This is a genomic window from Ornithinimicrobium jinqii (assembly GCF_045032595.1).
Lineage (GTDB): Bacteria > Actinomycetota > Actinomycetes > Actinomycetales > Dermatophilaceae > Ornithinicoccus.
Genome location: NZ_JBJFZS010000012.1, coordinates 86967 through 113776 on the forward strand (window position 1 = coordinate 86967; position 26810 = coordinate 113776).

General features: G+C 73.5%; 24 protein-coding genes. 14 read left to right on the plus strand and 10 right to left on the minus strand.

What is annotated here, in order from left to right; genetic code table 11:
- Positions 1 to 61 precede the first annotated feature (61 nt).
- Entirely contained in the window at positions 62 to 538 is a 477-nt protein-coding gene (locus ACI3ET_RS05650; protein ID WP_405032001.1) for a MarR family winged helix-turn-helix transcriptional regulator, read from the minus strand.
- A 62-nt stretch (positions 539 to 600) separates the two neighbouring features.
- Between ACI3ET_RS05650 and ACI3ET_RS05655 the strand changes: the two genes are divergently transcribed.
- Complete coding sequence (locus ACI3ET_RS05655; protein WP_405032002.1) at positions 601 to 2778, plus strand: MMPL family transporter; 2178 nt, start codon at positions 601 to 603, stop codon at positions 2776 to 2778.
- A gap of 129 nt (positions 2779 to 2907) precedes the next feature.
- Here the strand turns inward: ACI3ET_RS05655 and ilvA are convergent, their stop codons facing one another.
- From ilvA to ACI3ET_RS05670, 3 genes are all read right to left on the minus strand, one after another.
- The gene (gene ilvA / locus ACI3ET_RS05660) at positions 2908 to 4182 is read right to left on the minus strand and encodes a threonine ammonia-lyase IlvA (protein WP_405032003.1); all 1275 of its coding nucleotides are present in this window, start codon (positions 4180 to 4182) and stop codon (positions 2908 to 2910) included.
- Entirely contained in the window at positions 4179 to 5369 is a 1191-nt protein-coding gene (locus tag ACI3ET_RS05665; RefSeq protein ID WP_405032004.1) for a M20 metallopeptidase family protein, read from the minus strand. Before ACI3ET_RS05665 ends, ilvA begins: the two co-directional genes overlap by 4 nt.
- A gap of 71 nt (positions 5370 to 5440) precedes the next feature.
- Positions 5441 to 6460, minus strand: a complete 1020-nt coding sequence (locus tag ACI3ET_RS05670; protein ID WP_405032005.1) for a 6-phosphofructokinase — start codon at positions 6458 to 6460, stop codon at positions 5441 to 5443.
- 295 nt (positions 6461 to 6755) lie between these two features.
- Here ACI3ET_RS05670 and ACI3ET_RS05675 point away from each other — a divergent pair, with 295 nt between their 5' ends.
- Positions 6756 to 7373: a biotin transporter BioY gene (locus ACI3ET_RS05675; RefSeq protein ID WP_405032006.1), complete on the plus strand. Its 618-nt coding sequence runs from the start codon at positions 6756 to 6758 to the stop codon at positions 7371 to 7373.
- Between the two features lie 27 nt (positions 7374 to 7400).
- Here ACI3ET_RS05675 and ACI3ET_RS05680 read toward each other — a convergent pair whose 3' ends face one another.
- Complete coding sequence (locus ACI3ET_RS05680; RefSeq protein ID WP_405032007.1) at positions 7401 to 8393, minus strand: hypothetical protein; 993 nt, start codon at positions 8391 to 8393, stop codon at positions 7401 to 7403.
- Between the two features lie 43 nt (positions 8394 to 8436).
- Between ACI3ET_RS05680 and ACI3ET_RS05685 the strand changes: the two genes are divergently transcribed.
- The 7 genes from ACI3ET_RS05685 (at position 8437) to ACI3ET_RS05715 (ending at position 15479) form a co-directional block, all read left to right on the plus strand.
- Complete coding sequence (locus ACI3ET_RS05685; protein ID WP_405032008.1) at positions 8437 to 9258, plus strand: hypothetical protein; 822 nt, start codon at positions 8437 to 8439, stop codon at positions 9256 to 9258.
- On the plus strand, positions 9255 to 9515 hold the full coding sequence (locus tag ACI3ET_RS05690) for a hypothetical protein (protein WP_405032009.1): 261 nt from the start codon (positions 9255 to 9257) through the stop codon (positions 9513 to 9515). The genes ACI3ET_RS05685 and ACI3ET_RS05690 overlap by 4 nt, the downstream gene beginning before the upstream one ends.
- Before the next feature lie 94 nt (positions 9516 to 9609).
- Complete coding sequence (locus tag ACI3ET_RS05695) at positions 9610 to 11574, plus strand: cation:proton antiporter (RefSeq protein WP_405032010.1); 1965 nt, start codon at positions 9610 to 9612, stop codon at positions 11572 to 11574.
- Between the two features lie 206 nt (positions 11575 to 11780).
- Positions 11781 to 12446, plus strand: a complete 666-nt coding sequence (locus tag ACI3ET_RS05700) for a hypothetical protein (RefSeq protein ID WP_405032011.1) — start codon at positions 11781 to 11783, stop codon at positions 12444 to 12446.
- A 55-nt stretch (positions 12447 to 12501) separates the two neighbouring features.
- Positions 12502 to 13089, plus strand: a complete 588-nt coding sequence (locus ACI3ET_RS05705) for a class F sortase (RefSeq protein WP_405032012.1) — start codon at positions 12502 to 12504, stop codon at positions 13087 to 13089.
- Positions 13090 to 13150: 61 nt separating this feature from the next.
- Positions 13151 to 14353, plus strand: coding sequence for an MFS transporter (locus ACI3ET_RS05710; RefSeq protein ID WP_405032013.1), 1203 nt, complete (start codon positions 13151 to 13153; stop codon positions 14351 to 14353).
- A 151-nt stretch (positions 14354 to 14504) separates the two neighbouring features.
- Positions 14505 to 15479: a hypothetical protein gene (locus tag ACI3ET_RS05715; RefSeq protein ID WP_405032014.1), complete on the plus strand. Its 975-nt coding sequence runs from the start codon at positions 14505 to 14507 to the stop codon at positions 15477 to 15479.
- A gap of 24 nt (positions 15480 to 15503) precedes the next feature.
- Here the strand turns inward: ACI3ET_RS05715 and ACI3ET_RS05720 are convergent, their stop codons facing one another.
- Positions 15504 to 17222 carry an NAD-dependent malic enzyme gene (locus ACI3ET_RS05720; RefSeq protein ID WP_405032015.1) on the minus strand — a complete coding sequence of 573 codons (1719 nt, stop codon included), beginning with the start codon at positions 17220 to 17222 and terminating at the stop codon, positions 15504 to 15506.
- A gap of 69 nt (positions 17223 to 17291) precedes the next feature.
- Here ACI3ET_RS05720 and ACI3ET_RS05725 point away from each other — a divergent pair, with 69 nt between their 5' ends.
- From ACI3ET_RS05725 to ACI3ET_RS05735, 3 genes are all read left to right on the plus strand, one after another.
- Complete coding sequence (locus ACI3ET_RS05725) at positions 17292 to 18287, plus strand: lactonase family protein (protein ID WP_405032089.1); 996 nt, start codon at positions 17292 to 17294, stop codon at positions 18285 to 18287.
- A 141-nt stretch (positions 18288 to 18428) separates the two neighbouring features.
- On the plus strand, positions 18429 to 19103 hold the full coding sequence (locus ACI3ET_RS05730; RefSeq protein WP_405032016.1) for a response regulator: 675 nt from the start codon (positions 18429 to 18431) through the stop codon (positions 19101 to 19103).
- Positions 19104 to 19108: 5 nt separating this feature from the next.
- A complete protein-coding gene (locus tag ACI3ET_RS05735) occupies positions 19109 to 21739 on the plus strand; it encodes a DUF4153 domain-containing protein (protein WP_405032017.1) in 2631 nt (876 codons plus the stop codon).
- A 40-nt stretch (positions 21740 to 21779) separates the two neighbouring features.
- On the opposite strand, the gene ACI3ET_RS05740 is transcribed toward ACI3ET_RS05735, so the two are convergent.
- Entirely contained in the window at positions 21780 to 22295 is a 516-nt protein-coding gene (locus tag ACI3ET_RS05740) for a hypothetical protein (protein ID WP_405032018.1), read from the minus strand.
- A gap of 81 nt (positions 22296 to 22376) precedes the next feature.
- Between ACI3ET_RS05740 and ACI3ET_RS05745 the strand changes: the two genes are divergently transcribed.
- Positions 22377 to 23087: a VIT1/CCC1 transporter family protein gene (locus tag ACI3ET_RS05745; RefSeq protein WP_405032019.1), complete on the plus strand. Its 711-nt coding sequence runs from the start codon at positions 22377 to 22379 to the stop codon at positions 23085 to 23087.
- A gap of 55 nt (positions 23088 to 23142) precedes the next feature.
- A complete protein-coding gene (locus tag ACI3ET_RS05750; protein ID WP_405032020.1) occupies positions 23143 to 24525 on the plus strand; it encodes a glucose-6-phosphate dehydrogenase in 1383 nt (460 codons plus the stop codon).
- A gap of 9 nt (positions 24526 to 24534) precedes the next feature.
- On the opposite strand, the gene ACI3ET_RS05755 is transcribed toward ACI3ET_RS05750, so the two are convergent.
- From ACI3ET_RS05755 to ACI3ET_RS05765, 3 genes are all read right to left on the minus strand, one after another.
- Positions 24535 to 25185 carry a histidine phosphatase family protein gene (locus tag ACI3ET_RS05755; RefSeq protein ID WP_405032021.1) on the minus strand — a complete coding sequence of 217 codons (651 nt, stop codon included), beginning with the start codon at positions 25183 to 25185 and terminating at the stop codon, positions 24535 to 24537.
- A gap of 83 nt (positions 25186 to 25268) precedes the next feature.
- Positions 25269 to 26030 (minus strand): ABC transporter permease, encoded by a 762-nt coding sequence (locus tag ACI3ET_RS05760; RefSeq protein ID WP_405032022.1) that lies wholly within the window; start codon positions 26028 to 26030, stop codon positions 25269 to 25271.
- On the minus strand, positions 26027 to 26809 hold the full coding sequence (locus ACI3ET_RS05765) for an ABC transporter ATP-binding protein (protein ID WP_405032023.1): 783 nt from the start codon (positions 26807 to 26809) through the stop codon (positions 26027 to 26029). Before ACI3ET_RS05765 ends, ACI3ET_RS05760 begins: the two co-directional genes overlap by 4 nt.
- Position 26810: the final 1 nt, after the last annotated feature.

Below are 26810 nucleotides of genomic sequence, written 5' to 3' on the forward strand. Positions count from 1 at the left end.
GTGGCGGTGGCGGTGGCGGTGGCGGTGGCGGTGGCGGTGGCGGTGGCGGTGGTGCGCCGGCTCAGAGCAGCCGCTGCACCGCGCGCTCGGCGTCGCGCAGGAAGCGCAGCACCACCTCGCGCTCGTCGGGAGTGAGGCGGGAGTCGATCTGCGCCAGCTCCATGAACATCGGCATGAGGTGGCCCAGCACCTCCTCGCGGCCGGACGGGGTGGCCGCGACGATGGTGCGCCGTCCGTCGCTGGGGTGCGACTGCCGCTCGACGTGACCGCGGGCGACGAGCCGGTCGACGATGCCGGTCGCTGCGGCGGTCGTGACGCCCAGCCGCTGCGCCAGCTCGCTGGGGCCGGCGACGTGCTCCATGACGTGCTCGAGGACGGCCACCTCGGTGTGGGTCAGCTGCGCCCGCCTGGCCAGCGCTGGCGTGGCCCGGGCGCTGGTGTCGAGCAGGCTGCGCAGCGCGTCGAGGGTGTCGCTGCGCTGCCAGGAGTCGACCCACGCGGTGTGCGCGGGGCCGCCCTGCATGGTATTTTCCGTCACGAACTATCTCACTTGGTTAGTTAGCCGGTGAACAACATGATCAGGATACTCCGGAGGACCTCATGACCAGACTCGTCGCGCTGCTGACCGGCCGCCGCAGCTGGGCGATCGCCCTCGTCGGCCTTCTCCTCGGCGCCTGGGTCATCGCGGGGCTCGGCCCGGCCGAGCGCGAGCCCGACCCGCTGTCCACCCTGCCGGCCGGGTTCGAGAGCACCCAGGGGCAGGCGCTGCTGGAGGAGCTGCCCGACGAGGGCAGCAGCACCGCGATCGTGCTGTTCACCCAGGAGGGCGACGAGATCGAGGCGCTGCTCCCGGAGCTGGCCGTCGTGATGGAGGAGGTCGCCGCGACCTACGGCACCGGCGAGCCGTCGCAGTCTCCCGCCGGAGGCCCGCCCGCGGACGCTGACGCGCCCGCCGAGGGCGCCGGCCCACCGCCCGGGGTGACGGAGGGCGGCATACCCCTGATCCCGTCGGAGGACGGGACCGCGGCGCTGAGCACGCTCACCGTGACGGCGCCGTCGGCCACGGAGGCCCAGGAGGTCGTCACCGGGATGCGCGCCGACCTGGCCGCGGCCGTCCCCGACGGCGTGACGGCGCAGGTCACCGGTCCGGCGGCCATCCAGGCCGATCTCGCCTCGGTCTTCGACGGGGCCAACTTCACCCTCCTCGCGGCCACCGCGAGCGTCGTCGCGCTGCTCCTCATCGTGACCTACCGCAGCCCGGTCCTGTGGGTGATCCCGCTCGTGGTCGTCGGCATCGCCGACCAGGTCGCGGCGGCGGTCGCCACCCGCGTCCTCGCGCTCGTGGGAGTCCCGTGGGACGAGTCGACGATCGGCATCCTCTCGGTCCTGGTGTTCGGCGCCGGCACCAACTACGCCCTGCTGCTCATCTCGCGCTACCGCGACGAGCTGCGCACGCACACGAGCCGGCACGACGCCATGGCGGTCGCGCTGCGGCGGGCGTCCGAGGCGGTCCTCGCCAGCGCCAGCACGGTGGTCGTCGGCGTCCTCTGCCTGCTGCTGTCGGTCTTCCCGGCCACCCGCGGCCTCGGCCTCGCCTGCGCGGTGGGCGTCGTCGTCGCGGCGGTCGGGGTGCTCGGCCTGCTGCCGGGCGCGCTCGTCGTCTTCGGCCGGTGGATCTTCTGGCCGCAGGTGCCGCGCGAGGGCCAGCAGGTCCTCAGCGAGTCGCGCTCGGTCTGGCGGCGCATCGGGGACGCCGTCGCCACGGCCCCCGCCGTCTACGTCGCCGGAACGCTCACGGTGCTCGCCGCGATGGCGTTCGGCCTCACCCAGATCCAGAGCGGGCTGGCTCCCGAGGACCAGTTCCTGGAGACCCCCGAGGCGATCACGGCCGCCCAGCGGCTCGCCGAGTCCTTCCCGGCCGGCACCTCGGACCCGCTGCTCGTCGTCACCCGCACCGACGACATGGCCGAGGTCGAGGAGCTCGCCGACAGCCTCGCGGACGTCGAGGGCCTCACCCGCGCCACCGCGGTGCCCCCCGTCGACGGGATCGGCCAGGTGCAGGTCGTCCTCGACGCGGACCCCGGCAGCCAGGCGTCCCGGGACGTGGTCGCCGAGCTGCGCGAGACCCTCGACGGGCGCGCGGACACCTACGTCACCGGTGGTGACGCCAGCTCGGTCGACGAGAGAGCTGGGAGCGTGCGCGACCGCTGGGTCGTCATGCCGCTCATCCTCGTGCTCGTCCTCGGTGCGCTGATGGCCCTGCTGCGCTCGGTCATGGCCCCGGTCATCCTGGTCGCGAGCGTCGTCGCGACCTTCGCCGCCGCTCTCGGGGTCTCCTGGTGGGTCTTCACCGGCGTGCTCGGCTTCAGCGCCATCGACGCGGGTATGCCGTTGCTCGCCTTCCTCTTCCTCGTCGCCCTGGGCGTGGACTACAACATCTTCCTCATCACCCGCACCCTCGAGGAGGCCGGCGTCCACGGCACCCGGGAGGGCGTGCTGCGGGCGCTCGGCGCGACCGGCGGGGTCATCACCAGCGCCGGCATCCTGCTGGCGGCGGTCTTCGCGGTGCTGGGTGTGCTGCCGCTGGTGGTCCTCGCCCAGATCGGCGTGGTCATCTGCATCGGCGTCCTGCTCGACACCCTCGTCGTGCGCACGGTGCTGGTGCCGGCGATCGTGCGCCTGCTGGGGGAGCGCTTCTGGTGGCCGCGCAGGGTCGGGCCCGGCGTCGGTCCCCGGCACGCCGAGGATCGGGTGGAGGCCGGGGCCCTCACGGGATGAGCGGCGCGTCCACGCGGCGCGCCCACCGGAGGAGGCGGAACAGGCGGCCGCTTTCCCGCGCGCCTGTGCACGCCCGTCGGCACGATGTAAGGAGTGGCGCACGCGCGGCCGGGCGAGCGAGCCTCCCGGTCAGAGGATGAAGCGGAACAACGGGCTGTCGTGCGGGATCGGCTCGATGTCGATCGACGAGGCTGCCATCCGCTCCAGGAGCGGCTGCAGGTCCTGCCGGCTCCCCAGCTCGATGCCGACGAGGGCGGGGCCGGTCTCGCGGTTGTTGCGCTTGACGTACTCGAACAGCGCGATGTCGTCGTCCGGGCCGAGCACCTGGTCCAGGAACTGGCGCAGCATCCCCGGCTCCTGCGGGAAGTCGACGAGGAAGTAGTGCTTGCGGCCCTCGTGGATGAGCGAGCGCTCCATCACCTCGGGGTAGCGCAGGACGTCGTTGTTGCCACCGGAGAGGACGGCCACGACGGTCTGGCCGGGCTCGATGCCGAGGGCATCCAGAGCCGACGACGCCAGCGCCCCGGCGGGCTCGGCGATGATCCCCTCGGTCTGGTAGAGCGCGATCATCTCGGTGCACACCCGGCCCTCGGCGACGGCGACGAGCTCGGGGGAGTGCTCGGCGACGACGCGGTAGGTCCACTCCCCGACCCGCTGCACGGCCGCGCCGTCGACGAACCGGTCGATGGTCTCCAGCGCGACCGGACCACCGTTCCAGGTCGCCCGGATCATGCTCGCCGCGCCGGCCGGCTCGACCCCGACGACCCGCACGCCGGGGTGCCGCTCGCCCAGCCAGGTCAGGCAGCCGGCGAGCAGCCCGCCGCCGCCGACCGGGACGACGACCACGTCCGGCGGCGTCGGCATGTCCTCCATGATCTCGCGGGCGATGGTGCCCTGGCCGGCGATCGTGTGGGGGTGGTCGAAGGCCGGCACGAGGGTGGCGCCGGTGCGCCCGGCGTCCTGCACCGCGCCGGCCCAGGCCTCGTCGTAGGTCTGCCCGCCGACGATCGTCTCGACCCAGTCCCCGCCGATGGCCGCGACCCGCTCGCGCTTCTGCCGGGGGGTGTTGCCGGGCAGGTAGATCCGCGCGTTGACGCCGAGGGAGGCGCACGCGTGGGCGACGCCCTGCGCGTGGTTGCCGGCGCTGGCGCACACCACCCCGGCCCAGATCTGCTCGCTGTCCAGCTGGGCGATGAGGTTGGCGGCGCCCCGGCCCTTGTAGGACCGGACCGGCTGCTGGTCCTCGCGCTTGAGCCAGACCTGCGCGCCGACGACCTCCGAGAGCCGGGCGCTGTGGGTCAGCGGGGTGCGGGCGACCCGGCCGCGCAGGCGTTCCGCAGCGGCGTCGACGTCGGCGGCGGTGGGGAGGTCCTCGGCTGTGCTCCTGGGCCCCGCGTCGCTCACCCCTGCCCCCGGGCGAGGCGCTCGACCGCCAGCCCGGCGAGCGCCGCGGCCTGGTCGCCGAGCACGGCGTCGTCGAAGAGCACGTGGGCCGAGTGGTTGACGGCCGCGTCGTCCGGGTCGACGTCGGGCGGGCTGCACTGCAGGAAGATGAACGACCCGGGCACCTCGTGCAGGACGAAGGAGAAGTCCTCGGAGCCCATCAGCGGGTCGGCGCGCTCGCTGACCCGCTCCTCCCCGAACCGGGCACGCAGCTGCTCGCCGACCCACGCGGACTCGTCGGGGTCGTTGACGGTCACGGGGTACTGCACCTCGAACTCCACCTCGGCGGTGCACCCGTGGGCCGAGGCGACGCCCTCGGCGACCCGACGAGTCTCGCGGCGCATCGCCTCGACGTTGTCGTGCGAGAGGGTGCGGACCGTCGCGCCCAACGAGGCGGTGGCGGGTATGACGTTGACGGCCTCGCCGGCTGACAGCTGGGTGATCGTGAGCACCACCGGGTCGAAGACGCTGAAGCGGCGGGTGACCATGGTCTGGAGGTCGGCGGCGATCGCGACGAGGGCGGCGACCGGGTCCAGGGCGGTGTGCGGCTGGGACCCGTGGCCCCCCTTGCCGGTGACCGTGACGCGCAGGACGTTGGAGCCGGCCAGCATCGGTCCGGAGCGGAACTCGAAGTGGCCGCGCGGCCCGGGGAAGACGTGGATGGCGTAGGCCGCGACCGGCTTCTCGCCGCTGGCCTCCAGCAGGCCCTCCTCGAGCATGACCTTGGCCCCGCCGTAGCCCTCCTCGCCCGGCTGGAACATGAAGAGCACCGACCCGGCGAGCTCCTCCCGGCGCGCGCTGAGCAGTCGTGCCGCGCCGACGAGCCCGGCGGTGTGCAGGTCGTGCCCGCACGCGTGCATGGTGCCGGTGGTCGACGCGAAGTCCAGGCCGGTCTCCTCGGCGACGGGCAGCCCGTCCATGTCGCCGCGCAGCAGCACCGTCGGTCCCGGCCTCCCGCCGCGCAGCACGGCGACGACCGAGCTGGTCGCGGTGCCGGTCGTGATCTCCAGCGGCAGGTCGGCCAGGGCGTCCAGCACGATGCGCTGGGTCTGGGGCAGGTCCAGGCCCACCTCCGGGCACCGGTGCAGCTCGCGCCGCAGCGTCACGAGGTCGTCCTGGAGCGCGCGGGCGTCGTCGGTCAGGCTCATGAGCCCGATCCTAGGCACCCCGTCGGGCGCGTGGTGTGGCGGTCTCGCCCCCACCCTCGCGCCGGGAGCGGTCACCCGAACAGGATCGCGGCCTCGTCCCACTGGTCGCGCGGCACGGTCTTCAGCGCACTGGTCGCGTCGTGCAGGTTGACGCTGACGATGTCGATGCCCTGCAGCGCCACCATCGTCCCCCAGACCTTGTTGCTCACGGCGTCCACGGCCGCGGTGCCGAACCGCGTGGCCAGGACCCGGTCGTAGGAGCTCGGCACACCGCCGCGCTGCAGGTGACCCAGGGTGGTGTTGCGCGCCTCGATCCCGGTCCGCTCCTCGATGACCCGCGTGACCTGCTCGCCGATCCCGCCGAGGAGCGGTCGTCCGTAGGCGTCGGTCTGGTCCTTCTCGACCAGCTCGTCACCCTCGAACGTGAAGCCCTCGGCCACCACGACCGTCGGCGCGCGGCCGCGGTCGAAGGCGTGCTGCACCCAGTGGCACAGCTGCTCGCGGGAGACCGGCACCTCCGGGATCAGGATCGCGTGCGCCCCGGACGCGATGCCGGCGTGCAGCGCGATCCAGCCGACGCTGCGCCCCATCACCTCCACGACCATGCAACGGCTGTGCGCCTCGCCGGTGGTGCGCAGGCGGTCGATCGACTCCGTCGCCACCGACACCGCCGTGTCGAAGCCGAACGTCCGGTCCGTCGCCGACAGGTCGTTGTCGATCGTCTTGGGCACGCCGACGACGTTGATCCCGTCGTCGTGGAACATCCGCGCCACCGTCAGCGTCCCCTCGCCGCCGATCGCGATGAGCGCGTGGATCTCGTGGTGGTCCATGACCTCCTTGACCCGCGCGGTGCCCCCGTTGGTGATCGGGCTGACCCGGGAGGTCCCCAGGATCGTGCCGCCGACCTTGGACAGGCCGCGGACCCGCTGCCGAGGCAGGGGCACGATGTCGTCCTCGACCAACCCGCGGAAGCCGTCCCGGACCCCGACGAACTCGTGGTCGTAGATGCGGTCACCCTTGAGCACGACGCCCCGGATGACGGCGTTGAGTCCGGGGCAGTCGCCGCCGGCGGTCAGCAGACCGATCTTCATGGGACATCCTTCGCGTGCGCGGTCGGGTCCTCGCCCGGAGGTCCCCGGACGAGGGACGCCGACCACCCGTGGTGCGGCTGGCCGGCGTCGATGCGCTCCCAGGGTATGACGTCACGTCACCTTCTCGCCAACGGCGCCCTTGCGCGCCCCCGCTGCGGAGGCCACCGTGCGCCGACCTGCCCGCGACGAACCACCCCTCCCACGCGGCCAGGCGCTGTGGGAGGCTGTGCCGATCACGCCGTACCCCCCGGGGTCGCGTTTCCCTGACGCCTCACCGATCCGGAAGGACCCACCCGTGTCGACCGCCGCCCTCACCGCCCGCCCCGGTGTCCTCGTTGACAGACTCGTCCCCCGCAGCACCACGCTGACCGACGTCGCCCTGGTCGTCACCGGCGCCGCCGTCGTCGGTGCGTTGGCCCAGGTCACGATCCCGATGTGGCCCGTCCCGATCACGGGTCAGACCCTCGCCGTCATGCTGGTCGGTGGCGCCCTCGGGATGCGTCGCGGTGCCGCAGCGATGACCACCTACATGGTCGCGGGGCTGGCCGGCGTGCCGTGGTTCGCCGAGGGCGGCGGGGGGCCCGGGATGCTGCTGGCGCCCTCGTTCGGCTACGTCGTCGGGTTCATCCTCGCGGCGGCCGTCGCGGGCTGGTGCGCCGAGCATGCCTGGGACCGTCGGCCGGTGCTGGCGATGCTCGGCTTCTGCGCCGCGACGGTGATGCCGTTCCTCCTCGGCGTCCCCTACATGGCCACCGTGCTCGGCCTGACCGACATGGCGACGATCGCCGCCTACGGCGTCACGCCCTTCGTCCTGCCGGGTCTGGTCAAGGCCGCTCTCGCCGCGGCCGCGTTCCCGCTGGCGTGGCGCCTCATCCGTGCGGTCGACGACCGGAGCGTCGGCGGCCGCGACTGACCGCCGCAGCGGGTCCGCGGCGACCCGTCAGGCGTCCTCGGCCTCTTCGAGCACCGCTCGTGCGGCGTCGCGACGCTCGCGGGTGTCTCGGAGCTCTTCGTCCGCCTCCGACAGGGTGACCACCGTGCGTGTCCGCTCCTCGGTCGCCGAGTCCAGGTGCGCACGAGCCTGCGCGAGCAGCCGCTCGGCCTGCTCGACCTGGGCGGTGCTGACCGCGACCTGCTTCTCGGCGGCCTCGTCGTCGGCGGCCGCCACCTTGCGCGCCGCGCGGGCGGCGGCGACGTCCTTCTCGGCCTCGTCGAGCTCCCGCTCGAGAGCCGCCACGCGCTCGGCGTCCGCCGCTGCAGCGGCCCCGGTCGCGGACGCGACGTCCGGCTCCTCCCCGTGGACCTCGGTCTCGTCGACCTCGCCGTCGTCCCCGTGGACCTCGGTCTCGTCGACCTCGCCGTCGTCCTCCTGAGCGCCCCGGCCACCCTCGATCCGGGTGAGCACCACGCCGGTGCTGGTCCGCACGACAGCGTCGGCCACGTCGACCTCGCCGAACCCGCTGTAGTGCAGCGCCCGCGTGAGGCTGCCGCTCGTGACGACCTCGCTGGCGGCGGGGTCGGCCAGCGCCGCGATCGCGGTGTCGCGCACCTCGGCCTCGACGGGCGCCGTCAGGCCCTCGGGCGCGTGCTCGCGCGCCGCCTCCACCCAGGCCGTGAGCAGCTGGTCGCGCTCGCCACGGAGCGCGGTCAGGCCGGCCGCGTCCAGGGCCGACTGGGCCACCCGCATCCGCGCACCGAGGGCCTCGAGCTGGTCGACGACCTCGTGGTCGGCCCTCACGACGGCGTTCACGGCTGCCGCGGCGACGCTGGGCCGGCGCAGCCCCCCGACCTCCTTGGCGACCTCCCGCAGACCGGCGCTCCGCAGCCTGGCCACCCACTCCCTGCGGCGGGCGACGAACCCTGCCGGTTCTCCGGCGTACAGCGCGGACACCGCCCGGCGCAGCGCCTCGCCCGGATCCTCGCCGACCTCCATGCCTCCGGACCCTAACGTCGGAGGCCGCGCTTAGGGTGTGGGCGTGGACGTGTCGACCGTGGTGCCGCTGCGCGTGCTCGGCACCGACGTGGACGTGCACGTCGCGGGGCACGAGGCCGCACGGCTGGCGCAGACCGTCCGCGAGCGCTGGCACCTGGCCCTCCGCGACGATCCGGGCGGCGAGACCACGCACGTGGTGCGGGCTGCGCTCCGAGCCCCCGGTGAGGAGCCGCCCCCGTGGAGCCGCACCGAGACGACGGTGCAGGACACCGACCCCGCCCGGCTGCTGCAGCGGCTGACGCAGTCGATCACCTACGAGGTCATCGGCGCGCGCACCGGCGACCTCCTCATGCTGCACGCCGCCGGGCTCGCCCACCCGCAGACCGGCGCCACCGCGGTCTTCGCCGCTCCCGGCAACACGGGCAAGACGACCCTGTGCCGCACGCTCGGGGGGACCCGCGCCTACGTCTCGGACGAGACGGTCGGGATCCGGCGCGACGGGACGATCACGCCATACCTGAAGCCGTTGTCGACGCGCCGACCCGACTGGGCCCACGTCAAGGACGAGCAGGCCCCCGGCGAGGTCGGGCTGACCGCGCCGGTCGCGACCCCGTGGATCGCGGGGGTCGTGCTCCTGCGCCGCGACGCCCGGCTGACGGGCGGACCGGTCGTGGAGGAGCTGGACCTGCTCGACGCCGTGCTCGAGCTGACCCCCGAGTCCTCCGGCTTCATGGGGACCGACGGCCCGCTGCGGTGGCTCGCGGAGGTCCTGGAGCGCACCGGGGGCGCGCGACGTGCGGTGTATGCCGAGGTGGAGGGGCTCGAGCCCCTTGTCGCCGAGATCTGCGGGCGGGAGCGGGCATGAGGGTAAGGGCGGTCGTGGCCCACGACGAGCTGCACCGGGACGGGGAGTCGCTCGTCCTCCTCGACGGGCAGGTGCACCGGGTGTCGGCGCTGGGGACGATGATCCGGGACCGGGCGCGCCACGGCGCCAGCGTCGAGGAGCTGGCCGCGGCGCTGGAGGAGGAGTTCGGTCGGCCGACCGGGGGGACCGCCCTCGAGCTCACCACCGGTGCGGTCCAGACGCTGCTCGATGTGGGTCTGCTGGCGCCGGAGGAGTAGGGGTCGGTCCCGTCGGGGTGGGGACGGTGCCCAGGGTCTTCCTTGCGGGGTCCTCCTGCGCAGCAGCGCGCCGTCATGACGCACACTGTCAGGCGTGTCTCCAGCCCCCTACCTCGCACTGGTCCTGGCCCTGGGGGCGGTGTGCCAGCTCGTCGCCTACCGGCTTCGGGTGCCCTCGATCCTCTTCCTGCTGCTGGCGGGCTTCCTGCTCGGCCAGGTGGTCACGCCCGAGTCGGTGCTGGGCCGCGACGTCCTCTTCGCCGCCGTCAGCCTGTCGGTCGGCATCATCCTCTTCGAGGGGTCGCTGTCGCTGAGGTTCCGTGAGCTGCGCGGGCTGGGGCAGACCGTGGTGCGGCTCTGCACCGTCACCGTCGCGATCGCGTGGGCGATGATCACCGCCGCGGCGATGCTGGCCGGCGTCGGGTGGCAGCTCGCGCTCCTCATCGGTGCGCTGCTCGTCGTGACCGGTCCGACCGTCATCGCGCCGATCGTGCGGCAGCTGCGCCCCACGCGCCGCGTCTCCTCGATGCTGCGGTGGGAGGGGATCGTCGTCGACCCGATCGGGGCGGTGCTGGCCGTCCTCGTCTTCCAGGCCGTCATCATCGCCGGCCCCGAGCCGGCGCTGGGCAGCGCAGCCCTCACCCTCGGACGGACCCTCCTGGTGGCGACGGTGCTCACGGTCGTCTTCGGGGTGGTGCTGGAGGTGGCGATGCGCCGGCACCTGCTCCCGGACTACCTCGAGGGCGTGGTGTTCCTCGCCGCCGCCGTGGGTGCGCTGGTGGTCTCCAACGAGCTGCAGGCCGAGAGCGGCCTGCTCACCGTCACGATGCTCGGCATCTACCTCGCCAACCGGCCCGGCCTGCGCCTGGACCACGTGCGGGAGTTCAAGGAGCACCTGCAGGTGCTCATCGTCGGGGCGCTCTTCGTCCTGCTCGCCGGCCGGGTCAGCCCCGCTGAGGTGGTGGCCGTGGCCCCGACCGCCCTCGTCTTCGTGACCCTGCTCATCCTCGTCGTGCGGCCGGCCTCGATCTGGCTCGGGCTGCTGGGCACCTCCGCCACCCGTGAGGAGCGAACCCTCCTGTCGTTCATGGCACCGCGCGGCATCGTCGCGGCCGCGGTCACCAGCATCTTCGCCCTCGAGATCGAGCAGGCCGCCCAGGAGGCGGCGGCTGAGGTCGCCGTGGGCGGGCGCTCCCCCCAGGAGGCGCTGCTGCTCGACGCGCAGGCCGAGCGACTGAGCGCGCTCGTCGTCGAGTCCGCCGACCTGGTGCCTCTGGTGTTCGTCACCATCGTGGTCACCGTCGCGGTCTACGGCCTGGGCGTGGGCAGGCTGGCGGAGCGTCTCGGCCTGGCGACCACGGTGCCCAACGGGGTGCTCATCGCCGGTGCACCGCCGTGGGCACGCCAGGCGGCAGCCGTGCTCCAGGGCCTGAAGGTGCCGACCCTGCTGGTCTCGCTGTCGCCCGGCGAGGTGTCCCAGGCGCGGTTGGCGGGCCTGCGGGTCGAGCGGACGCACATCCTGTCGGAGTATGCCGTGGAGGACATGGAGCTGGCCGGGATCGGGTCCCTGGTCGCGGCCACCTTCGACGACGACACGAACTCGACCGCGGCGCGGGAGTTCTCCCACACCCTCGGCACGTCGCGGACCTTCCAGCTGCGCCGTCAGGGCGAGGGGCTGTCGGACCGGGAGGTGGCCGAGGGCGGGGCGCCGCCGGCCGGTCGGGCCGGTCGCCGGAAGGCCCGCGAGGAGGAGGGGACCGCTGCCCGCACCACGACCCAGGCCAAGAGGCGCACCGCCCCCAAGCTCACCGCCCAGGTGGCCTTCCAGCCGGCGCTGTCCGCGCCGGAGCTGGAGGACCGGGTCCGCCAGGGGATGCAGGTCCGACAGACCAGGCTGACGTCGCACCACACGCTCTCGGACTTCCGCGAGCGCCAGCCGGACGCCGTCCTCATGTTCGTCGTCCAGGACGGACGGGCCACCGTCGTCGACCGGGGGACCACGGTCCCGGAGACCGGCGCCACGCTCGTCGCGCTCGTCCGGCCGCGCGCCGGGCTGTGAGAAGGGCGAAGGGCGCCCCGCGCGACCGTGGGGGTGAGGGCGACACGCCGGACACGCCGGGGCGGATGGTGCGCTGACGCGACGGCCCCGCTATGGTGCCAGAGCGTCTGGAGTTACACATGTGTCATTTGTGATCCGTGTGACTCGAGGGGCAGTTGTCCAGGACGAGTGGGAACAGCCCACGCGTCGCCCGAAAGGAACCGCACATGCGCACCCTGACCTTCCGTGGTCTCGCCGCCGGGGCCGGCGCCGCCGCTGTCCTGCTCGCCGGGGCCTCCTCGGCCACCGCCCTCCCCGGTCAGCCGACCGGCGAGTTCTGGGAGGAGTACTTCACCACCCAGGGCCATGCCGATGTCGCCTGCTCCGTCTCCGTCGTGAGCGGCGCCCCGGGGGTCCTCAGCCTCGACGTGGCCGAGGGCGTGTGGAGCCCGCTGCTGCAGGAGGGCAACGACTGGATCGGTGTCGTGATCAAGGTCGCCGACGACTACGACGTCCACGCCTGGACCGGGTACGGCACGTACGACTACGGGCTCGAGGCCCCCGGCGGCGCCGAGGGCAACATCACCCACGCGATCGTCTGCCAGGCGCCGGTGGACCAGACCCCGCCCGCCGAGACGGACGACCCGACCGAGACGGACGACCCGACCGAGACGGACGACCCGACCGAGACGGACGACCCGACCGAGACGGACGACCCGACCGAGACCGACGACCCGACCGGGACCGACGACCCGACCGGTCCGCCCGTCGAGACCGACGGCCCGTCCTCGCGCGACGGCGTCAACATGGGTCTGCTGGGCGGAGCCGCCCTGGTCCTCGTTGGTGCCGGCGCGGCCGGCTACGCGATGCGCCGTCGTCCCGACGCGCGCTGACCGGCGCGGCGCACGCCATATCGTGAGCCACCCTCCTTCAGCTGCAGGAACCGTCATGACCCGAGGTCCTCGCCTCCTCGTCCCCACCGCACTGCTCGTCGCCACGCTCGGGGTGAGCACGCTGGCGGTGCAGGCGGTCGGGGCTCTCGAGGGGACCTCGGGTCGTGACGTCCAGGCGGACGGTCCCGACGCCCCGGCTTGGGTCAGCGTCGAGACCGCGAACATCGACGAGCAGCCCGTCGCGGCCGAGGGGCTCACCCCGCAGGGCACGATCAACCCGGACCAGGGCGACCTGATCTGGTACACGGGCACCGACCGCGTCGTCCCCGGCCAGCTGGGCACGGCGGTCGTCGCGGCGCACATGGACTACTACGACGAGCCGGACGTCTTCTACGACCTGGGGGAGGTCGTCGAGGGGGACGTGGTCACGGTGGGCTACGGCAACGGGCAGAGCCGTGACTTCGTCGTCACGCACACCGAGCAGCTGTCCAAGGAGGGCTTGCAGACCTCGCCGGAGGTGTGGGGCGACCAGGACGACGTGGCGCGCCTCGCCCTCATCACCTGCGACGACTCCCTCGGGGAGCGGCAGGACGGGCACCGCCGCGCGAACTTCGTCGCGATCGCGGAGGCGGTCGACGGCTGAGCGAGGCCCTACCCTGGAGGGACCCCCACCGTCGCGCACCCTTGAGAAAAGGGCTCCTTCCTTGACCCTGCCCGCAGGCACCCACGTCGCCGAACCCCGCACCCGCACACTGGCCTCGCTGGCACTGGTGACCGGCGGCATCGGCATCGGGATCACCGAGTTCGTCACCATGGGGCTGCTGCCGCAGATCGGCGAGGGCGTGGGGGTGGACATCCCGACGGCGGGGCACACCATCTCGGCGTATGCCGGGGGTGTGGTCGTCGGGTCCCCCCTCGTCGCGCTCGGGGCGGCCAAGCTGCCGCGTCGGGCGGTCCTCGTCGTGCTCATGGCCGTCTTCGCCGTGGGCAACGCCCTCAGCGCGCTGGCCCCGACCTACGGCACCCTCCTCGCCGCACGCTTCCTCGCCGGTCTGCCGCACGGAGCCTTCTTCGGGCTGGCCGCGCTGGTCGCGGTCGCGATGGCGCCGCCGGGCAGGGGCGGGCGCGCGGTCGGCACGGTGATGCTCGGCATCCCGGTCGCGATGGTCGCCGGCGTGCCCCTGGGGACCTGGGCCGGGCAGGAGCTGGGCTGGAGGGTGGCGTACTGGGCCGTCGCCGTCATCGGCGTGCTCACCGTCGTCCTCGTGCGCGCCTGGGTGCCGCACTTCCCCGGCGAGCGCGACCAGTCGTTCCGCACCGAGCTGGCCGCCTTCGCCAACCTGCAGTTCTGGCTCACCATGCTCATCGGCGCCATCGGCTTCGGCGGCATGTTCGCGATGTACTCCTACATCGCGCCCACCATCACCGACGTCACCGGGATGGACCAGGCGTGGGTGCCGGTCTTCCTCTTCGTCTACGGCGCGCTGTCGGTCGTCGGGACCTGGCTGGGCGGCCGGTTGGGCGACTGGTCGGTGCTGCGGACCCTGCTCATCATGGGGCTGGCGTCGGCCGGCTCCCTGCTGGCGTTCTGGCAGACCTCCCGCTGGCTGGTGCCGGCGCTGCTCACCGTGGCGGTCATCGGCCTGGCCGGCTCGTCCTGGGTCGTCGCCCTCCAGCTCCGCCTGATGTCGGTCGCCGGTCCGGCCCGGACCCTGGGCGCCGCGATGAACCACTCCTCGCTCAACGTCGCCAACGCCCTCGGGGCCTGGGTGGGCGGCCTGGTGATCGCCGCGGGCTGGGGCTACCGCTCGCCGTCGCTCGTCGGGGCCGGTCTCTCGCTGGGCGGGCTGCTCGTGCTCGGCGTCTCGCTCCTGGTGCACCGCCGCACGAGGCACCGCACCGCCTGACGGCCCGTCGCCGACCTGGTGCACGACGTCGTGTCGGAGATCACGCCCTGCCACGGGGGGGGTGGACGAGCACAATGGAGGTGCGGGAGCCCGGCCGTCCTGCACCCCGCCCGACGACCGGACCCGGACGTCACGCGAGGAGGCGACGGGCGTGAAGAAGGCAGCGAGCCGCACGTGGCGCAGGGTGTGTCTGACCGGTCTGACCGGTGCCGCGTTGGCGGTGCTGGGAGGCTGTGACACCCAGGGGGCGGAGCTCAGTCCCGACGCGGGCCCCACCGCGGCGTCGGTCACCACGTCCAGCGCCCCGTCCGCGGACGTCGGCGCCCCGTCCGCGGACGTCGGCTCCCCGTCCGACGACGTCGGCGCCACCTCCGACGACGTCGGGCCGGGGGACACCGAGGAGCTGTCGGTGGCGGGCTTCCTGGAGATGCTGCGGGCGCCGGGTGACGACGTGCTCGGCTCGCAGGTGGTGGTCCTGGACGTCACCTCCGGAAGGGGCATGCCGATGGGTGCGGGCCGCCAGAGGGCCACGGTCAGGGCGGACTTCCGGGGCGAGGACCCCGAGCTGGACGCCACCCTGGAGATGGACGACGGCACAGGCGTCGCGGAGATGCGGATGGTCGTGCTCGACGGCGTCGTCTACAGCACGGTGCCCCTCCAGGAGGCGGGCCTCCCGGCGCCGGCGGGGGGCGTGGAGTACGTCGAGTTCGCCCTGGCGGACCTGGGCCTCTACCAGCCGGGCATGTTCGGTCCTGACAGCCCCCTGACCTTCGTGGAGACGCTGTGGGGCGAGTGGGACCGCAACGGGGAGGCGGTGTCGTTCGTCGAGTCCGAGGAGAGGAACGGCGTCGAGCTGGACCGCTATCTCGTGACCCTCGAGGAGAGTTCGCTGGGCGGCACCGACGGCGAGACGTCCTCCTTCTCCAGCCTGTGGCCCGAGGCCCTCTTCTACCACGTGTGGCTCGACGCGGCCGGCCGGATGCGCCGCGTCGAGGCGTCCGGCGACGAGGCCACGATGGTGGCCACGATCGACGCGTGGGGCCGGTCGCTGAACCTCGTTCCCCCCGACCCGTCGACGGTCATGGCCATGGAGGAGTGGGAGCAGACGACGCTGGGCGACGAGTGAGGGCCGGTCGGGACCGCCGGACGCTCAGATGACCTCGACCTCGGGGTAGCGGGGCTGCCACATGCGCTCGTAGACCTGCTGGATCGGGTCGGTCAGCGGCTGCTCGGCAACCCCGTCCGCGGTCGCCTGCTTGGCCACCGCGATCGCCACCGTCGCCGAGACGAGACGGAGGTCGCTCATGCCGGGCAGCAGCGGTGCGCCGGGGCGCCAGGCGTTGACCAGCCCGGCCAGGGCCTCGGCCGCGGCGGCGATCATCGCCTCGGTGATCCGGGTGGCGCGGCACGCGGCCACGCCCAGACCGAGCCCCGGGAAGATCAGGGCGTTGTTGGACTGCGCGATGGTGTGCCGGATGCCGGCGTGGTCCACCGGACCGAACGGGCTGCCGGTCGCGATGAGCGCGCGTCCGTCGGACCACTCCAGGACGTCGGTCGGCGTCGCCTCGGCCCGGCTGGTCGGGTTGGACAGCGGGAAGATGATCGGCCGGGCGTTGTTGCGGGCCATCTCCTCGACGACCGCGCGGGTGAAGGCGCCGCCCCTGGTCGAGGTGCCGATGAGGATCGTCGGCTTGACGTTGCGCACGACGTCGAGCAGCCCGATGTGGCTCGGGTCGGTGACGTCCCACGCGTCGACCTCGGCCCGGGTGCGGGCGTAGGGCTTCTGGAAGTCGAGCAGGCGCGGGTCGTCGTCGACGTAGAGGCCCTGGATGCCGATCGGCCAGAACCGTGCGCACGCCTCCTCGAACGTCTCGGACGCCCCGGTCCGCAGCATCTGGTCGCGCACCAGCCCGGCGATGCCGATGCCCGCGCTCCCGGCGCCGAAGACCACGATCCGGTGGTCGTCGAGGTCGATGCCGGTGACGTCGACGGCCGCGAGGATGGCCGCGAGCACGACGGCTGCGGTGCCCTGGATGTCGTCGTTGAAGCTGCACACCTCGTCGCGGTAGCGGTGCAGGATCCGGTGCGCGTTGGCGGTGCCGATGTCCTCCCAGTGGATCATCGCCCGGGGGAAGAGCTCCTTGACCGCGGTGACGAAGTCCTCGACGAAGTCGTCGTACCGCTGCCCGCGCACGCGGCTGTGCCGCTCGCCCAGGTAGAAGTCGCTGGAGAGCAGCCCGAGGTTGTCCGTGCCCACGTCGAGCACGACCGGGATGACGCGGCGGGGGTGGATCCCGGCGGCGGCGGTGTAGACCGACAGCTTGCCGATCGCGATCTGGATGCCACCGATGCCCTGGTCGCCGATGCCCAGGATGCCCTCGGAGTCGGTGACGCAGACGAGGTCGACGTCGTCGGCGCCGAGGCCGTAGTTGCCCAGCGACGTCTCGATCAGCTCGGGCCGGTCGATCGACAGGAAGACGCCGCGCGGCCGGTTGTAGGTGTGGCTGAACCGCTCGATCGCCTCGCCGATGGTGGGCGTGTAGATGACCGGCAGCATCTCCTCGAGGTGCGCCGAGAGCAGGTGGTAGAAGAGGATCTCGTTGCGGTCCCGCAGCGCCTGCAGGTTGAGGAACTTGCCGAGCATCGTGTTGGTGCTGCGGTACTGCTCGTAGACGCGCCGGGTCTGGCTCTCCATCGTGGTGAAGCCCGTCGGCATCAGCCCGTCGAGGCCCAGGGCCTGGCGCTGCTCGGCGGTGAAGGCCGTGCCGCGGTTGGTCATCGGGTTGGACAGCACCGCACGTCCGCGCGACCGGATCCGCAGAGTGGGACTGCCCTGGGTGGTGTCCTGCTCGTACTCGGCGCTGACCATGGGGTCCACTCTCGCGGGTCGGACGGCCCGGCGGCAACCGCAGCGCCGTGTGGCAGGGTGAGCAGGGTGATGCTCTACCTCGGCGGCTACACCACCGACCAGCCGGAGGGATCCTCCGGGCTGGCCCGCGTCAGCTACGACCTCGTCCGCGGGTTCGGCGACGCCGAGCCGCTCGCGGGCCCTCCGGACCCGTCCTGGCTGGTGCGGGGGGAGGGCGAGGACCCCGTGCTGTATGCCGTCTCCGAGGGAGGCGGCGGTGCCGTCGCGCGGGTGCGTCCCGGGCAGGGCGTGGTCGCGAGCGCGGCCAGCGGCGGGGAGGGACCCTGCCACGTGGCGGTGGGCCCGGACGGACGGTGGCTGGTGGTGAGCAACTACGTCGGGGGCAGCATCGGGCTGGTAGCGGCGGACGGGGACCTGCTGGAGCTGGTCGACTCGCTGGAGTTCGAGGGCGACGGGCCGCACGAGCGGCAGGACGCGCCGCACGCGCACCAGGCGGTCTTCCTCGACGCGCGGCGGCTGCTGGTGTGCGACCTCGGCACCGACAGGGTCCACGAGGTGAGCATCGAGGACGGCACCCTCCGGCACACGGGTGACGTCGTCCTCCTCTCGGGCACCGGGCCGCGCCACCTGGCGCTGGCGCCGGGTCGCGACGACCTGGCGTGGGTCGTGGGGGAGCTCGACCAGCTGGTGCACGTGCTGCGCCACGACGGCTCGGGCTGGCAGGTGGTGCAGTCGGTGACGACCGACCCCGACGGGCCCGAGCCGGAGGAGACGACCGCCGGCGTCGTGGTGTCGCCCGACGGCTCGCACCTCTACGTCTCGACCCGCGGCGCGGACACGGTCTCCGTCTACGCCGTCGCCGACGACGGCACGCTCACGATGCGGCAGCAGGTCGTCACCGCGCACTGGCCGCGGTTCGTCGGCTGGGTCCCGGGCCACGAGGGCCATCGGCTGCTCGTCGCGGCGGAGCGGGAGGGCTCGGTCGACGTCCTGGCCGTCGACGAGGGCCAGCTGGAGCAGACCGGTCACTCGCTGGCCTGGGCGGCACCGACCTGCGTGGTCTGACCCGCGTTCTGCCACGCCCACCGCGTTCCCCCGCCGCCGCTGACCCCACACTCTCACCGCCGTGCTCCTGACCCGGACCTTCACAGGATCTCCACACCGGCGGCGCACGGTCCCCCCGCCCGCGCTCCTAGGCTCGGGAGCATGCACACGCTCCTGGTCGTCGAGGACGACCCGACGATCAACCAGGCGCTCACCGACCGTCTCACCGCCGAGGGCTTCGCCGTGGTCCGAGCGGTGGACGGACCCGGTGCGCTGACCGCCTTCGACGAGCACGAGCCCGACCTCGTGGTCCTCGACGTCATGCTGCCCGGGCTCGACGGGCTGGAGGTGTGCCGGCGGATCCAGGCGCGCCGGCCGGTCCCCGTCCTGATGCTCACCGCCCGCGTCGAGGAGACGGACGTGCTCGTCGGTCTCGGCGTCGGTGCCGACGACTACGTGACCAAGCCGTTCCGGATGCGCGAGGTGGTGGCCCGCGTCCGCGCCCTGCTGCGCCGCGTCGACCGGGCCGCCGAGCTGGCCGCGACCCCGCAGGGCGGTCTCGTCGCCGGCGACCTGGTCGTCGACCGTGCCACCCGCCGCGTCCACGTCGCCGGCGCCGAGGTGCACCTCACGCCGCTGGAGTTCGACCTGCTCGCGGTGCTGGCCGAACGGCCCGGCGAGGTCCACACCCGCGAGGCCCTGATGACCGAGGTCTGGGGCTGGGCCGACGCCCGTGGCAGCCGCACCCTGGACAGCCACGTCAAGTCGCTGCGCGCCAAGACCGGGGCCGACCGGGTGCGCACCGTGCACGGCGTCGGCTACGCGCTGGAGGGCTGAGGGGTATGCCGCACACGTCCCCTCCCCTCGACGGCATCGCCTCGATCAGGGTCAAGATCGGCCTCCTCGTCGCAGGGAGCATCCTGGCCGCCGTCGTGACGATGCAGGTCGGGTCACGCGCCGGGGTGCCCGGCTGGCTCACCCTCCCCGTCACGCTGGCCGCGAGCCTGCTCGTCACGCTGTGGCTGGCGCGGGGGATGACCTCGCCGCTGCGCGAGATGACGCGGGCGGCCGGGCGGATGGCCACCGGTGACTACTCCGCGCGGGTGACGGCGACCTCTCCCGACGAGGTCGGTCGGCTGGCTCGGGCGTTCAACACGATGGCCGCCGACCTCGGCACCGCCGACCAGGAGCGGCGGCAGCTGGTCGCCACCGTCTCGCACGAGCTGCGCACGCCGCTGGCGGCGCAGCGGGCCCTGCTGGAGAACCTCGTCGACGGCGTCGTGCGCCCCGACGACCAGGCCCTGCAGACCGCGCTGCAGCAGTCCGAGCGGCTCAGCTCCCTGGTCTCCGACCTGCTCGACCTCAGCCGCGTCGACGGGGGCGCCGAACCCCTGCGCCTGGCCACCGTGCACGTCGGCAGCCTCCTGGACCGTCTCGTCGCCGAGGTGACGGTCGGTGGCCGGCCGGTCCGCGTCGAGCGCGTCGCCGAGCCTCCCGACCTGCAGGTGCAGGCCGACGAGGCGCGGATCGCCCAGCTCGTCGCCAACCTCCTCGACAACGCCGTGCGGCACAGTCCTGCCGGGGGCCTCGTGCGGGTGCGCGCCGCCACGGAGGCGGACGGGCGCTGGTCCCTGGAGGTCTCGGACGACGGCCCCGGCATCCCCCCGGAGCAGGCCGAGCGGCTCTTCACCCGGTTCGGCGTCGGCGACGACAGCAGCGGCGGCACCGGCCTCGGGCTCGCGATCGCCAGCTGGGTGTGCCGGCTGCACGGCGGCTCGATCGCCGCCGTCGCCCGCGAGGACGGCGCCCCGGGCGCCCGTGTCCGGGCCCTGCTGCCCGTGGACCCCGCCGCACGGGAGGTGGCGAGCCCCGTCCCCACCACCGTCGGCCGGGCCGTGGCGGCCACCCCCGACCCGGCGAGTACGACATACCCGGAGGTGCCTGTGCCGGCGACGCCCGCCGCCCGGACCGCGCCGGCGGCGACCGACCCGCTGGGCGACTGGTGGCCGGACCGGGGCCCGCGCACGGCCCCGGTGCCGCTGTTCGCCTCGGTGGCGGTGGGGGCGCTCGCGGCAGCGGTCTTCCCGTACCGCAACCCGGGGCTGGGGACCCTGCTCGTGCTGCTCGTCGCGGGGGCGCTGGTCCTGTCGCTGTCCGTGCACCGGCACCGCCGCTGGACCGCCCTGGCCACGGTCCTGAGCGTCGGGCTCGGCTCCCTGGTCGTGCTGCGGGCCGCGGAGTGGCTCCCGGTGCTCGCGCTGCTGGCGGTCGCGGCGCTCGTGACCACGTCGCTCACCGACGCCCGCGGGGTGCTGCCGATGGTCGCCGGCGCGGCCTCGTGGGTGCTGAGCGGGCTGCGGGGGCTGCCGCTGCTGGGTCGCACGCTGGCCGCGACCAGCCGGCACCGCACCCTCTGGCCCGTGCTGCGCACCGCGGCGGTCTCGCTCGTCGCGCTGGTCGTCTTCGGTGGGCTGTTCGCCTCGGGCGACGCCGTGTTCGGGTCGTGGGTCTCCCGGGTGGTGCCCGAGGTGCAGCTCGCGGACAGCCTCGTCCTGCGCGCGTTCGTCTGGTTCTTCGTGGGCGGTGTCGTGCTCGCCGCCTGCTACCTCGCGCTCAACCCGCCGCGGGTCGAGCGGGTGACCCTGCCCGCGGGGCGGCCGGTCTCCCGGGCGTGGGAGTGGCTGGTGCCGGTGGGGGTGGTGGTAGCGGTGTACGTCGTCTTCCTCGCCGCGCAGGCGTCGGCCATGTGGGGCGGGCACGACTACGTCCGCCGGACCACGGGGATGAGCTACGCGGAGTCCGTCCACCAGGGGTTCGCGCAGCTCACGGTCGCGACGGCGCTGACGCTGGCGACGATCGCGATCGCCGTGCGGGTCGCGCCGCGGACCACCCCCCGCGACCGGCTGGTGCTGCGCGCCGTGCTCGGCACGCTGTGCGTCCTCACGCTCGTCGTCGTGGCCTCGGCGCTCTACCGGATGGCCGTCTACCAGCAGGCCTACGGGTTCACGGTGCTGCGCGTCCTCGTCGACGCGTTCGAGGTGTGGCTCGGAGTGCTCGTCGTCCTCGTCATGGTCGCCGGGGTGCGGCTGTCGGGCCGCTGGCTGCCGCGCGCGGCCCTGGCGACAGGGGCCGCGCTGCTCCTGGGTGTCGGGCTCGCGAACCCGGAGGCGTGGGTGGCGCGGCAGAACGTCGAGCGGTACGAGGCCACCGGGCGACTCGACCTCGCCTACCTCTCGACCCTCGGGCCGGACGCCACCCCGGTGGTCGTGGAGCGGCTGCCCCCCGACCTCGCGGAGTGCGTGGTCGCCGGGCAGGGCCTGCCCGACCCCGACGACTGGCTGGCGTGGAACCTCGGCCGGGCGCGGGCTCACGAGGCGGGCGAGGCGGGCGGGTATGGGGTGGGCACCGTGGGCGGGGGCGACGCGGGTCCGCCCGGGCTGCCGGACGGGTGCCCGGCCCAGGTGGGCGAGTAGCGCGGGGTCGGCGAGGAGGGCTGGCCCTCGCGGCCGGGTGTCAGGCGCGTCGGCGCCGCAGGACCGCACGGGTCGCGACGACCACCACGGCGACCGAGGCCACGGCGGCGAGCGCCAGCGGCTGCCCCGCGAGCGCGGCCAGCGCCGCGCCCCAGAGCGCGAACCCGATCGTGCTGTAGATCAGCGCCCACGCCAGCGCGCCCGGCACCTGGGCGAGGGTGAAGACCGGCCACCGGATCTGCAGGACCCCGGCCCCCGCCAGCACGAGCGTCTGGAAGCCGACGGTGAGGTAGCACAGCGGGACCATCCCCACGCCCCAGCGCTGCAGCGACGTCGTGCCGCGGGCGACCCCCTCACCGCTGAGCCACCGGTGCACGGAGGCCCGCCAGCCGACGGTCGGGGAGGTCCGTCGCAGCGTCTGCCGGGTGACGACCCGCGCGAGCCAGTAGGTCGCCTGGCCGCGCAGCATCGCGACGACGAAGAGGAAGAGGTAGGCGACGACGAAGCCGCGTGCCTCCCAGAAGAACTCGCTCCGGACCGTCCACAGCTCCTGCATCTCCCCTCGAGCCTACCCGTGGGGGTCAGGGCAGCCTGCCCGCACTGGCCGGCGCTCCCCCCGCAGCGGCAGACTGCAGAGGTGACCGCTGACCTGACCCACGACGAGCCGACCGGGACGACGTCCGCCCGCCTCAACTGGCTGCGGGCGGGAGTGCTCGGCGCCAACGACGGCATCATCTCCACGGCCGGCGTGGTCCTCGGCGTCGCCGCAGCGACCCCCTCGCGCACGGCCGTCCTCGTCGCCGGTCTGGCGAGCCTGGCGGCCGGCGCGATGTCGATGGCGGTGGGTGAGTACGTCTCCGTCAGCACCCAGCGCGACAGCGAGCGGGCGCTGCTGGAGAGGGAGCGCCGGGAGCTCGAGGAGAAGCCCGAGGAGGAGCTGGAGGAGCTGGCCGGGATCTACCGCGCGAAGGGGATCAGCGACGACCTCGCGCACGAGGTCGCGCAGCAGCTCACCGCCCACGACGCGCTCGCCGCCCACGCGGAGGCCGAGCTGGGCATCGACCCGGACGACCTGACCAACCCCTGGCACGCCGCCTGGGCCTCGATGGTCGCGTTCACCCTCGGCGCCGTCCTGCCCCTGCTCGCGATCCTGCTGCCGCCCGCGGCGTGGCAGGTCGCGGTGACCGTCGCCGCGGTCCTGGTGGCGCTGCTGCTCACCGGCGCCGTCAGCGCCCACCTCGGCGCCTCCGCGAAGCTGCCGGCGATCGCGCGCAACATGCTGGGCGGGGCGCTGGCGATGGCGATCACCTACGGGATCGGCACGCTCGTGGGCGTGGCCGTCGTCTGACGCGCACGGGCCGGCGCGCACGGCATACCCGCACGGTGCCTGACACACTGGCGCCATGGCAGACGCACCCACCACCCTCGTCATCCTCGGCGCCTCCGGCGACCTGACCCGTCGACTCCTGCTGCCCGGGCTGGGGACCCTCCTCGCGGCCGAGCCCGGGAGGCGCGTGCGCGTCGTCGGCGCGGACCGGGTCGAGCTGGGGCAGGACGACTGGCAGGGCAAGGTGCGCGAGGCCTTCGCCGAGGCCGAGCTCGACCAGGAGGTCGCGCGGCCGGTCGTCGAGGACTCGCGCTACCTGCAGACCGACCTGCTCCAGGAGGACCAGCTGCGGGCGCTGCTCGCCGAGGTGGGCGCGCCGGCCGTGCTCTACTTCGCGCTGCCGCCGGCGGTCACCGTGCAGGTCTGCGCGCTGCTCGAGAAGATCAGGGTCCCGGTGGGCACGAGGCTGGCGCTGGAGAAGCCGTTCGGCAATGACCTCACCACCGCGCGCGAGCTGAACCGCCAGCTGCTGCGGGTGGTCCCGGAGAACGACATCTTCCGGATCGACCACTTCCTCGGCGTCAACACGATCCTCAACCTCATCGGCATCCGCTTCGCCAACCGTCTGCTGCAGCCGATCTGGACGCGTGACCACATCGAGAAGGTCGAGATCGTCTACGACGAGAGCCTGGCCCTGGAGGGGCGCGCCGGCTACTACGACCGGGCGGGGGCGCTGCTGGACATGATCCAGTCCCACCTGCTGGAGATCCTCGCGTTCTTCGCCATGGAGGCGCCGGCGACGATGGCCGCCGAGGAGGTCCGCTCCCTCAAGGCCCAGGTGCTGCGCTCGGTCCACCCGTGGGGGCACGACCCGGCGCACGCCTCGCGCCGGGCGCGCTACACCGCAGGGTCGATCGAGGGCCGGCAGGTGCCGGACTACGCCGCCGAGGAGGGTGTCGACGCCACGCGCCACACCGAGACGCTCGCCGAGCTCGTCGTCCAGCTCGACAACGCGCGCTGGGCCGGCGTGCCGTTCGTGCTGCGCAGCGGCAAGGCGCTCGGCAGCCCGCGCAAGGAGGTCGTCGTGACCTTCCGGCCCCCGTCGCACGTGCCGGTCGGGCTCGAGGACACGCGCGACCCCGACACCCTCGTGCTCGAGCTCAAGCCGGGCGCCGTCACGGTCGGGCTGTCGATGAACGCCGAGGGCAACCCCTTCGAGCTGGAGCAGAAGGAGCTGCACGCCGAGCTCGGCAAACCACGGATGCTGCCCTACGGCGAGGTGCTGGGCGCGATCCTCGACGGCGACCCGCTGCTGACGATCCGTGGCGACGAGGCGGAGGAGCTGTGGCGGATCGTCGAGCCGGTGCTCGCCGCCTGGCGCGCGCACGAGGTGCCGCTGCAGGAGTATGCCGCGGGCTCGGCCGGTCCGGACGGCTGGGGTCGGGTGCCGCGCCGCTGAGGCGCCAGCTCACCGGCGGCGGTTCCACGCCTCGACGACGGGGTCCTCGTGGTGGTGGGCGAGGATCGCCACGGCACCCACCTCGAAGGTCAGGTGCGCCCCGAAGCGGGGAGCCTGCCGCAGGTAGACCGCGGCCAGGACGCGCAGGGCGTGGCCGTGCCCCACCAGGCAGACGTCCCCGTCGAAGAGTCGTGGCCAGATGCGGTCCAGCACGCGGCTGGCGCGGGCGGACACCTCCTCGACCGTCTCCCCGGGTGTCTCGCCGGGCAGGACGCCGTGCTCGAAGACGGTCCAGTGGTAGCCCAGCTCGGCGCGGACGTCACTGGTGGAGCGCCCCTCGTAGGCGCCGTAGTCCCACTCCACGAGGTCCGGGTCCAGCTCGTCGACCTCCAGGCCGGCGAGCTCGGCGGTCCTCCGTGCCCGCTGGAGCGGCGAGGACCGGACGTGCACGAACTGCATACCCTCCAGGACGTGCGTGATCTGGCGGGCCGCCTCCTCGCCCTCGGGGAGCAGGGGGAGGTCGGTGAGGCCGGTGTGCTGGCCGGTGCGTGACCACGCCGTCTCGCCGTGACGCATGAGGACCAGCCGACCGCGGGGGATCGCCGGGCCGACGAGCGGCGGCGTCGGTCCTTTGGCGGGGGAGGGGGTGTCGGTCACCATCCGCACAGTACGTGCCCGTCGGGTTCCGGACCGCTGGGTCGGGGAAACCCTCGTCGGGGGGCCGGGCTCCGCAGAGCGGGGCGTCAGGAGACCCGGCGCCGGTACGTGATCATGGCCAGGCTGTAGGCGACGACGAGGATGCCGACGCACCAGGCGAGGGCGGTCCAGATCTCGGTGCCGACGGGCTGCTGGGCGAAGAGGTTGCGGACCGTGTCGACGATGGACGTGACCGGTTGGTGCTCGGCGAAGGCGCGCACCGGCCCGGGCATGGTGTCGGTGGGCACGAAGGCCGAGCTGACGAACGGCAGCAGGATGAGCGGGTAGGAGAACGCGCTCGCGCCGTCCACGGACCTCGCGGTGAGGCCGGGGATGACGGCGACCCACGTCAGCGCCAGGGTGAGCAGGACCAGGATGCCGGTGACCGCGAGCCACTCCAGCACTCCTGCCCCGGTGCGGAACCCCATGAGCAGGGCCACGAGCACGACGACCGCGAGCGAGATCAGGGTGGCGACCAGCGACGTGAGCACGTGCGCCCACAGCACGGACGACCGGGCGATCGGCATGGACTGGAACCGCTCGAAGATGCCGCTCTTCATGTCCAGGAACAGACGGAAGGCGGTGTAGGAGATGCCCGAGGCGATCGTGATCACCAGGATGCCGGGCAGCAGGTAGGTCACGTACGAGTCGGTGCCCGTCTCGATCGCGCCACCGAGCACGTAGACGAAGAGCAGCAGGAAGGCGATCGGCATGATCGCGGTCGTGATGATGGTGTCCACGCTGCGCGTGATGTGGCGGAGGGACCGTCCCAGCAGGACGGCCGTGTCTCCGACGAAGCGGGTGCTCATCGTCCCTCCTCCAGGTTGTTCCCGACGAGGGCGAGGAAGACGTCCTCGAGGGTGGGCTGCTTCTCGACGTACTCGACCCTGGCGGGCGGGAGCAGCCGCCTGAGCTCGCTGAGGGTGCCGTCGACGATGATCCGGCCGTCGTGGAGGATCGCGATGCGGTCGGCGAGCTGTTCGGCCTCCTCGAGGTGCTGCGTCGTCAGCAGCACCGTCGTGCCGCTCTCCGCGAGTCCCTTGACCGTCTGCCACACCTCGCTGCGCGCCTGGGGGTCGAGGCCCGTCGTCGGCTCGTCGAGGAAGACGACGGGCGGGTTCCCGATCAGGCTCATCGCGATGTCGAGCCGGCGGCGCATGCCGCCCGAGTACGTGGACACCTTCCGCGCGGCAGCCTCGGTCAGGGAGAAGCGTCGGAGCAGCTCGTCCGCGACCGCGCCCGGGTCCTTGAGGTGCCGCAACCGGGCGACGAGGACGAGGTTCTCCCGTCCGCTGAGGATCTCGTCGACCGCCGCGAACTGGCCGGTGAGACTGATGGACCTCCGCACGTCGGCCGCCTGCGCGGCGACGTCGAGACCGTTGACCCGGGCTGTCCCCGCGTCGGCCCGCAGCAGCGTCGACAGGATCTTCACCAGGGTGGTCTTGCCGGCCCCGTTGGAGCCCAGCAGGGCGACGATGCTGCCACGAGCCACGTCGAGGTCCACCCCGCGCAGCACGTCCAGCTCCTTGAACGACTTCTCCAGAGCCCGGACGCTGATCGCGGGCTGGGAGAGCTGGGTGGCCGTCATC

Coding starts and splice junctions, on each gene's coding strand:
- ACI3ET_RS05720 (WP_405032015.1), bottom strand. CDS start 17,222: ATGGTCAGCGCCGAGTACGAGCAGGACACCACCCAGGGCAGTCCCACT.
- ACI3ET_RS05765 (WP_405032023.1), bottom strand. CDS start 26,809: ATGACGGCCACCCAGCTCTCCCAGCCCGCGATCAGCGTCCGGGCTCTG.
- ACI3ET_RS05735 (WP_405032017.1), top strand. CDS start 19,109: ATGCCGCACACGTCCCCTCCCCTCGACGGCATCGCCTCGATCAGGGTC.
- ACI3ET_RS05680 (WP_405032007.1), bottom strand. CDS start 8,393: ATGGAGGTCGGCGAGGATCCGGGCGAGGCGCTGCGCCGGGCGGTGTCC.
- ACI3ET_RS05740 (WP_405032018.1), bottom strand. CDS start 22,295: ATGCAGGAGCTGTGGACGGTCCGGAGCGAGTTCTTCTGGGAGGCACGC.
- ACI3ET_RS05755 (WP_405032021.1), bottom strand. CDS start 25,185: ATGGTGACCGACACCCCCTCCCCCGCCAAAGGACCGACGCCGCCGCTC.
- ACI3ET_RS05690 (WP_405032009.1), top strand. CDS start 9,255: ATGAGGGTAAGGGCGGTCGTGGCCCACGACGAGCTGCACCGGGACGGG.
- ACI3ET_RS05665 (WP_405032004.1), bottom strand. CDS start 5,369: ATGAGCCTGACCGACGACGCCCGCGCGCTCCAGGACGACCTCGTGACG.
- ACI3ET_RS05725 (WP_405032089.1), top strand. CDS start 17,292: ATGCTCTACCTCGGCGGCTACACCACCGACCAGCCGGAGGGATCCTCC.
- ACI3ET_RS05670 (WP_405032005.1), bottom strand. CDS start 6,460: ATGAAGATCGGTCTGCTGACCGCCGGCGGCGACTGCCCCGGACTCAAC.
- ACI3ET_RS05750 (WP_405032020.1), top strand. CDS start 23,143: ATGGCAGACGCACCCACCACCCTCGTCATCCTCGGCGCCTCCGGCGAC.
- ACI3ET_RS05705 (WP_405032012.1), top strand. CDS start 12,502: ATGACCCGAGGTCCTCGCCTCCTCGTCCCCACCGCACTGCTCGTCGCC.
- ACI3ET_RS05700 (WP_405032011.1), top strand. CDS start 11,781: ATGCGCACCCTGACCTTCCGTGGTCTCGCCGCCGGGGCCGGCGCCGCC.
- ACI3ET_RS05730 (WP_405032016.1), top strand. CDS start 18,429: ATGCACACGCTCCTGGTCGTCGAGGACGACCCGACGATCAACCAGGCG.
- ACI3ET_RS05760 (WP_405032022.1), bottom strand. CDS start 26,030: ATGAGCACCCGCTTCGTCGGAGACACGGCCGTCCTGCTGGGACGGTCC.
- ACI3ET_RS05655 (WP_405032002.1), top strand. CDS start 601: ATGACCAGACTCGTCGCGCTGCTGACCGGCCGCCGCAGCTGGGCGATC.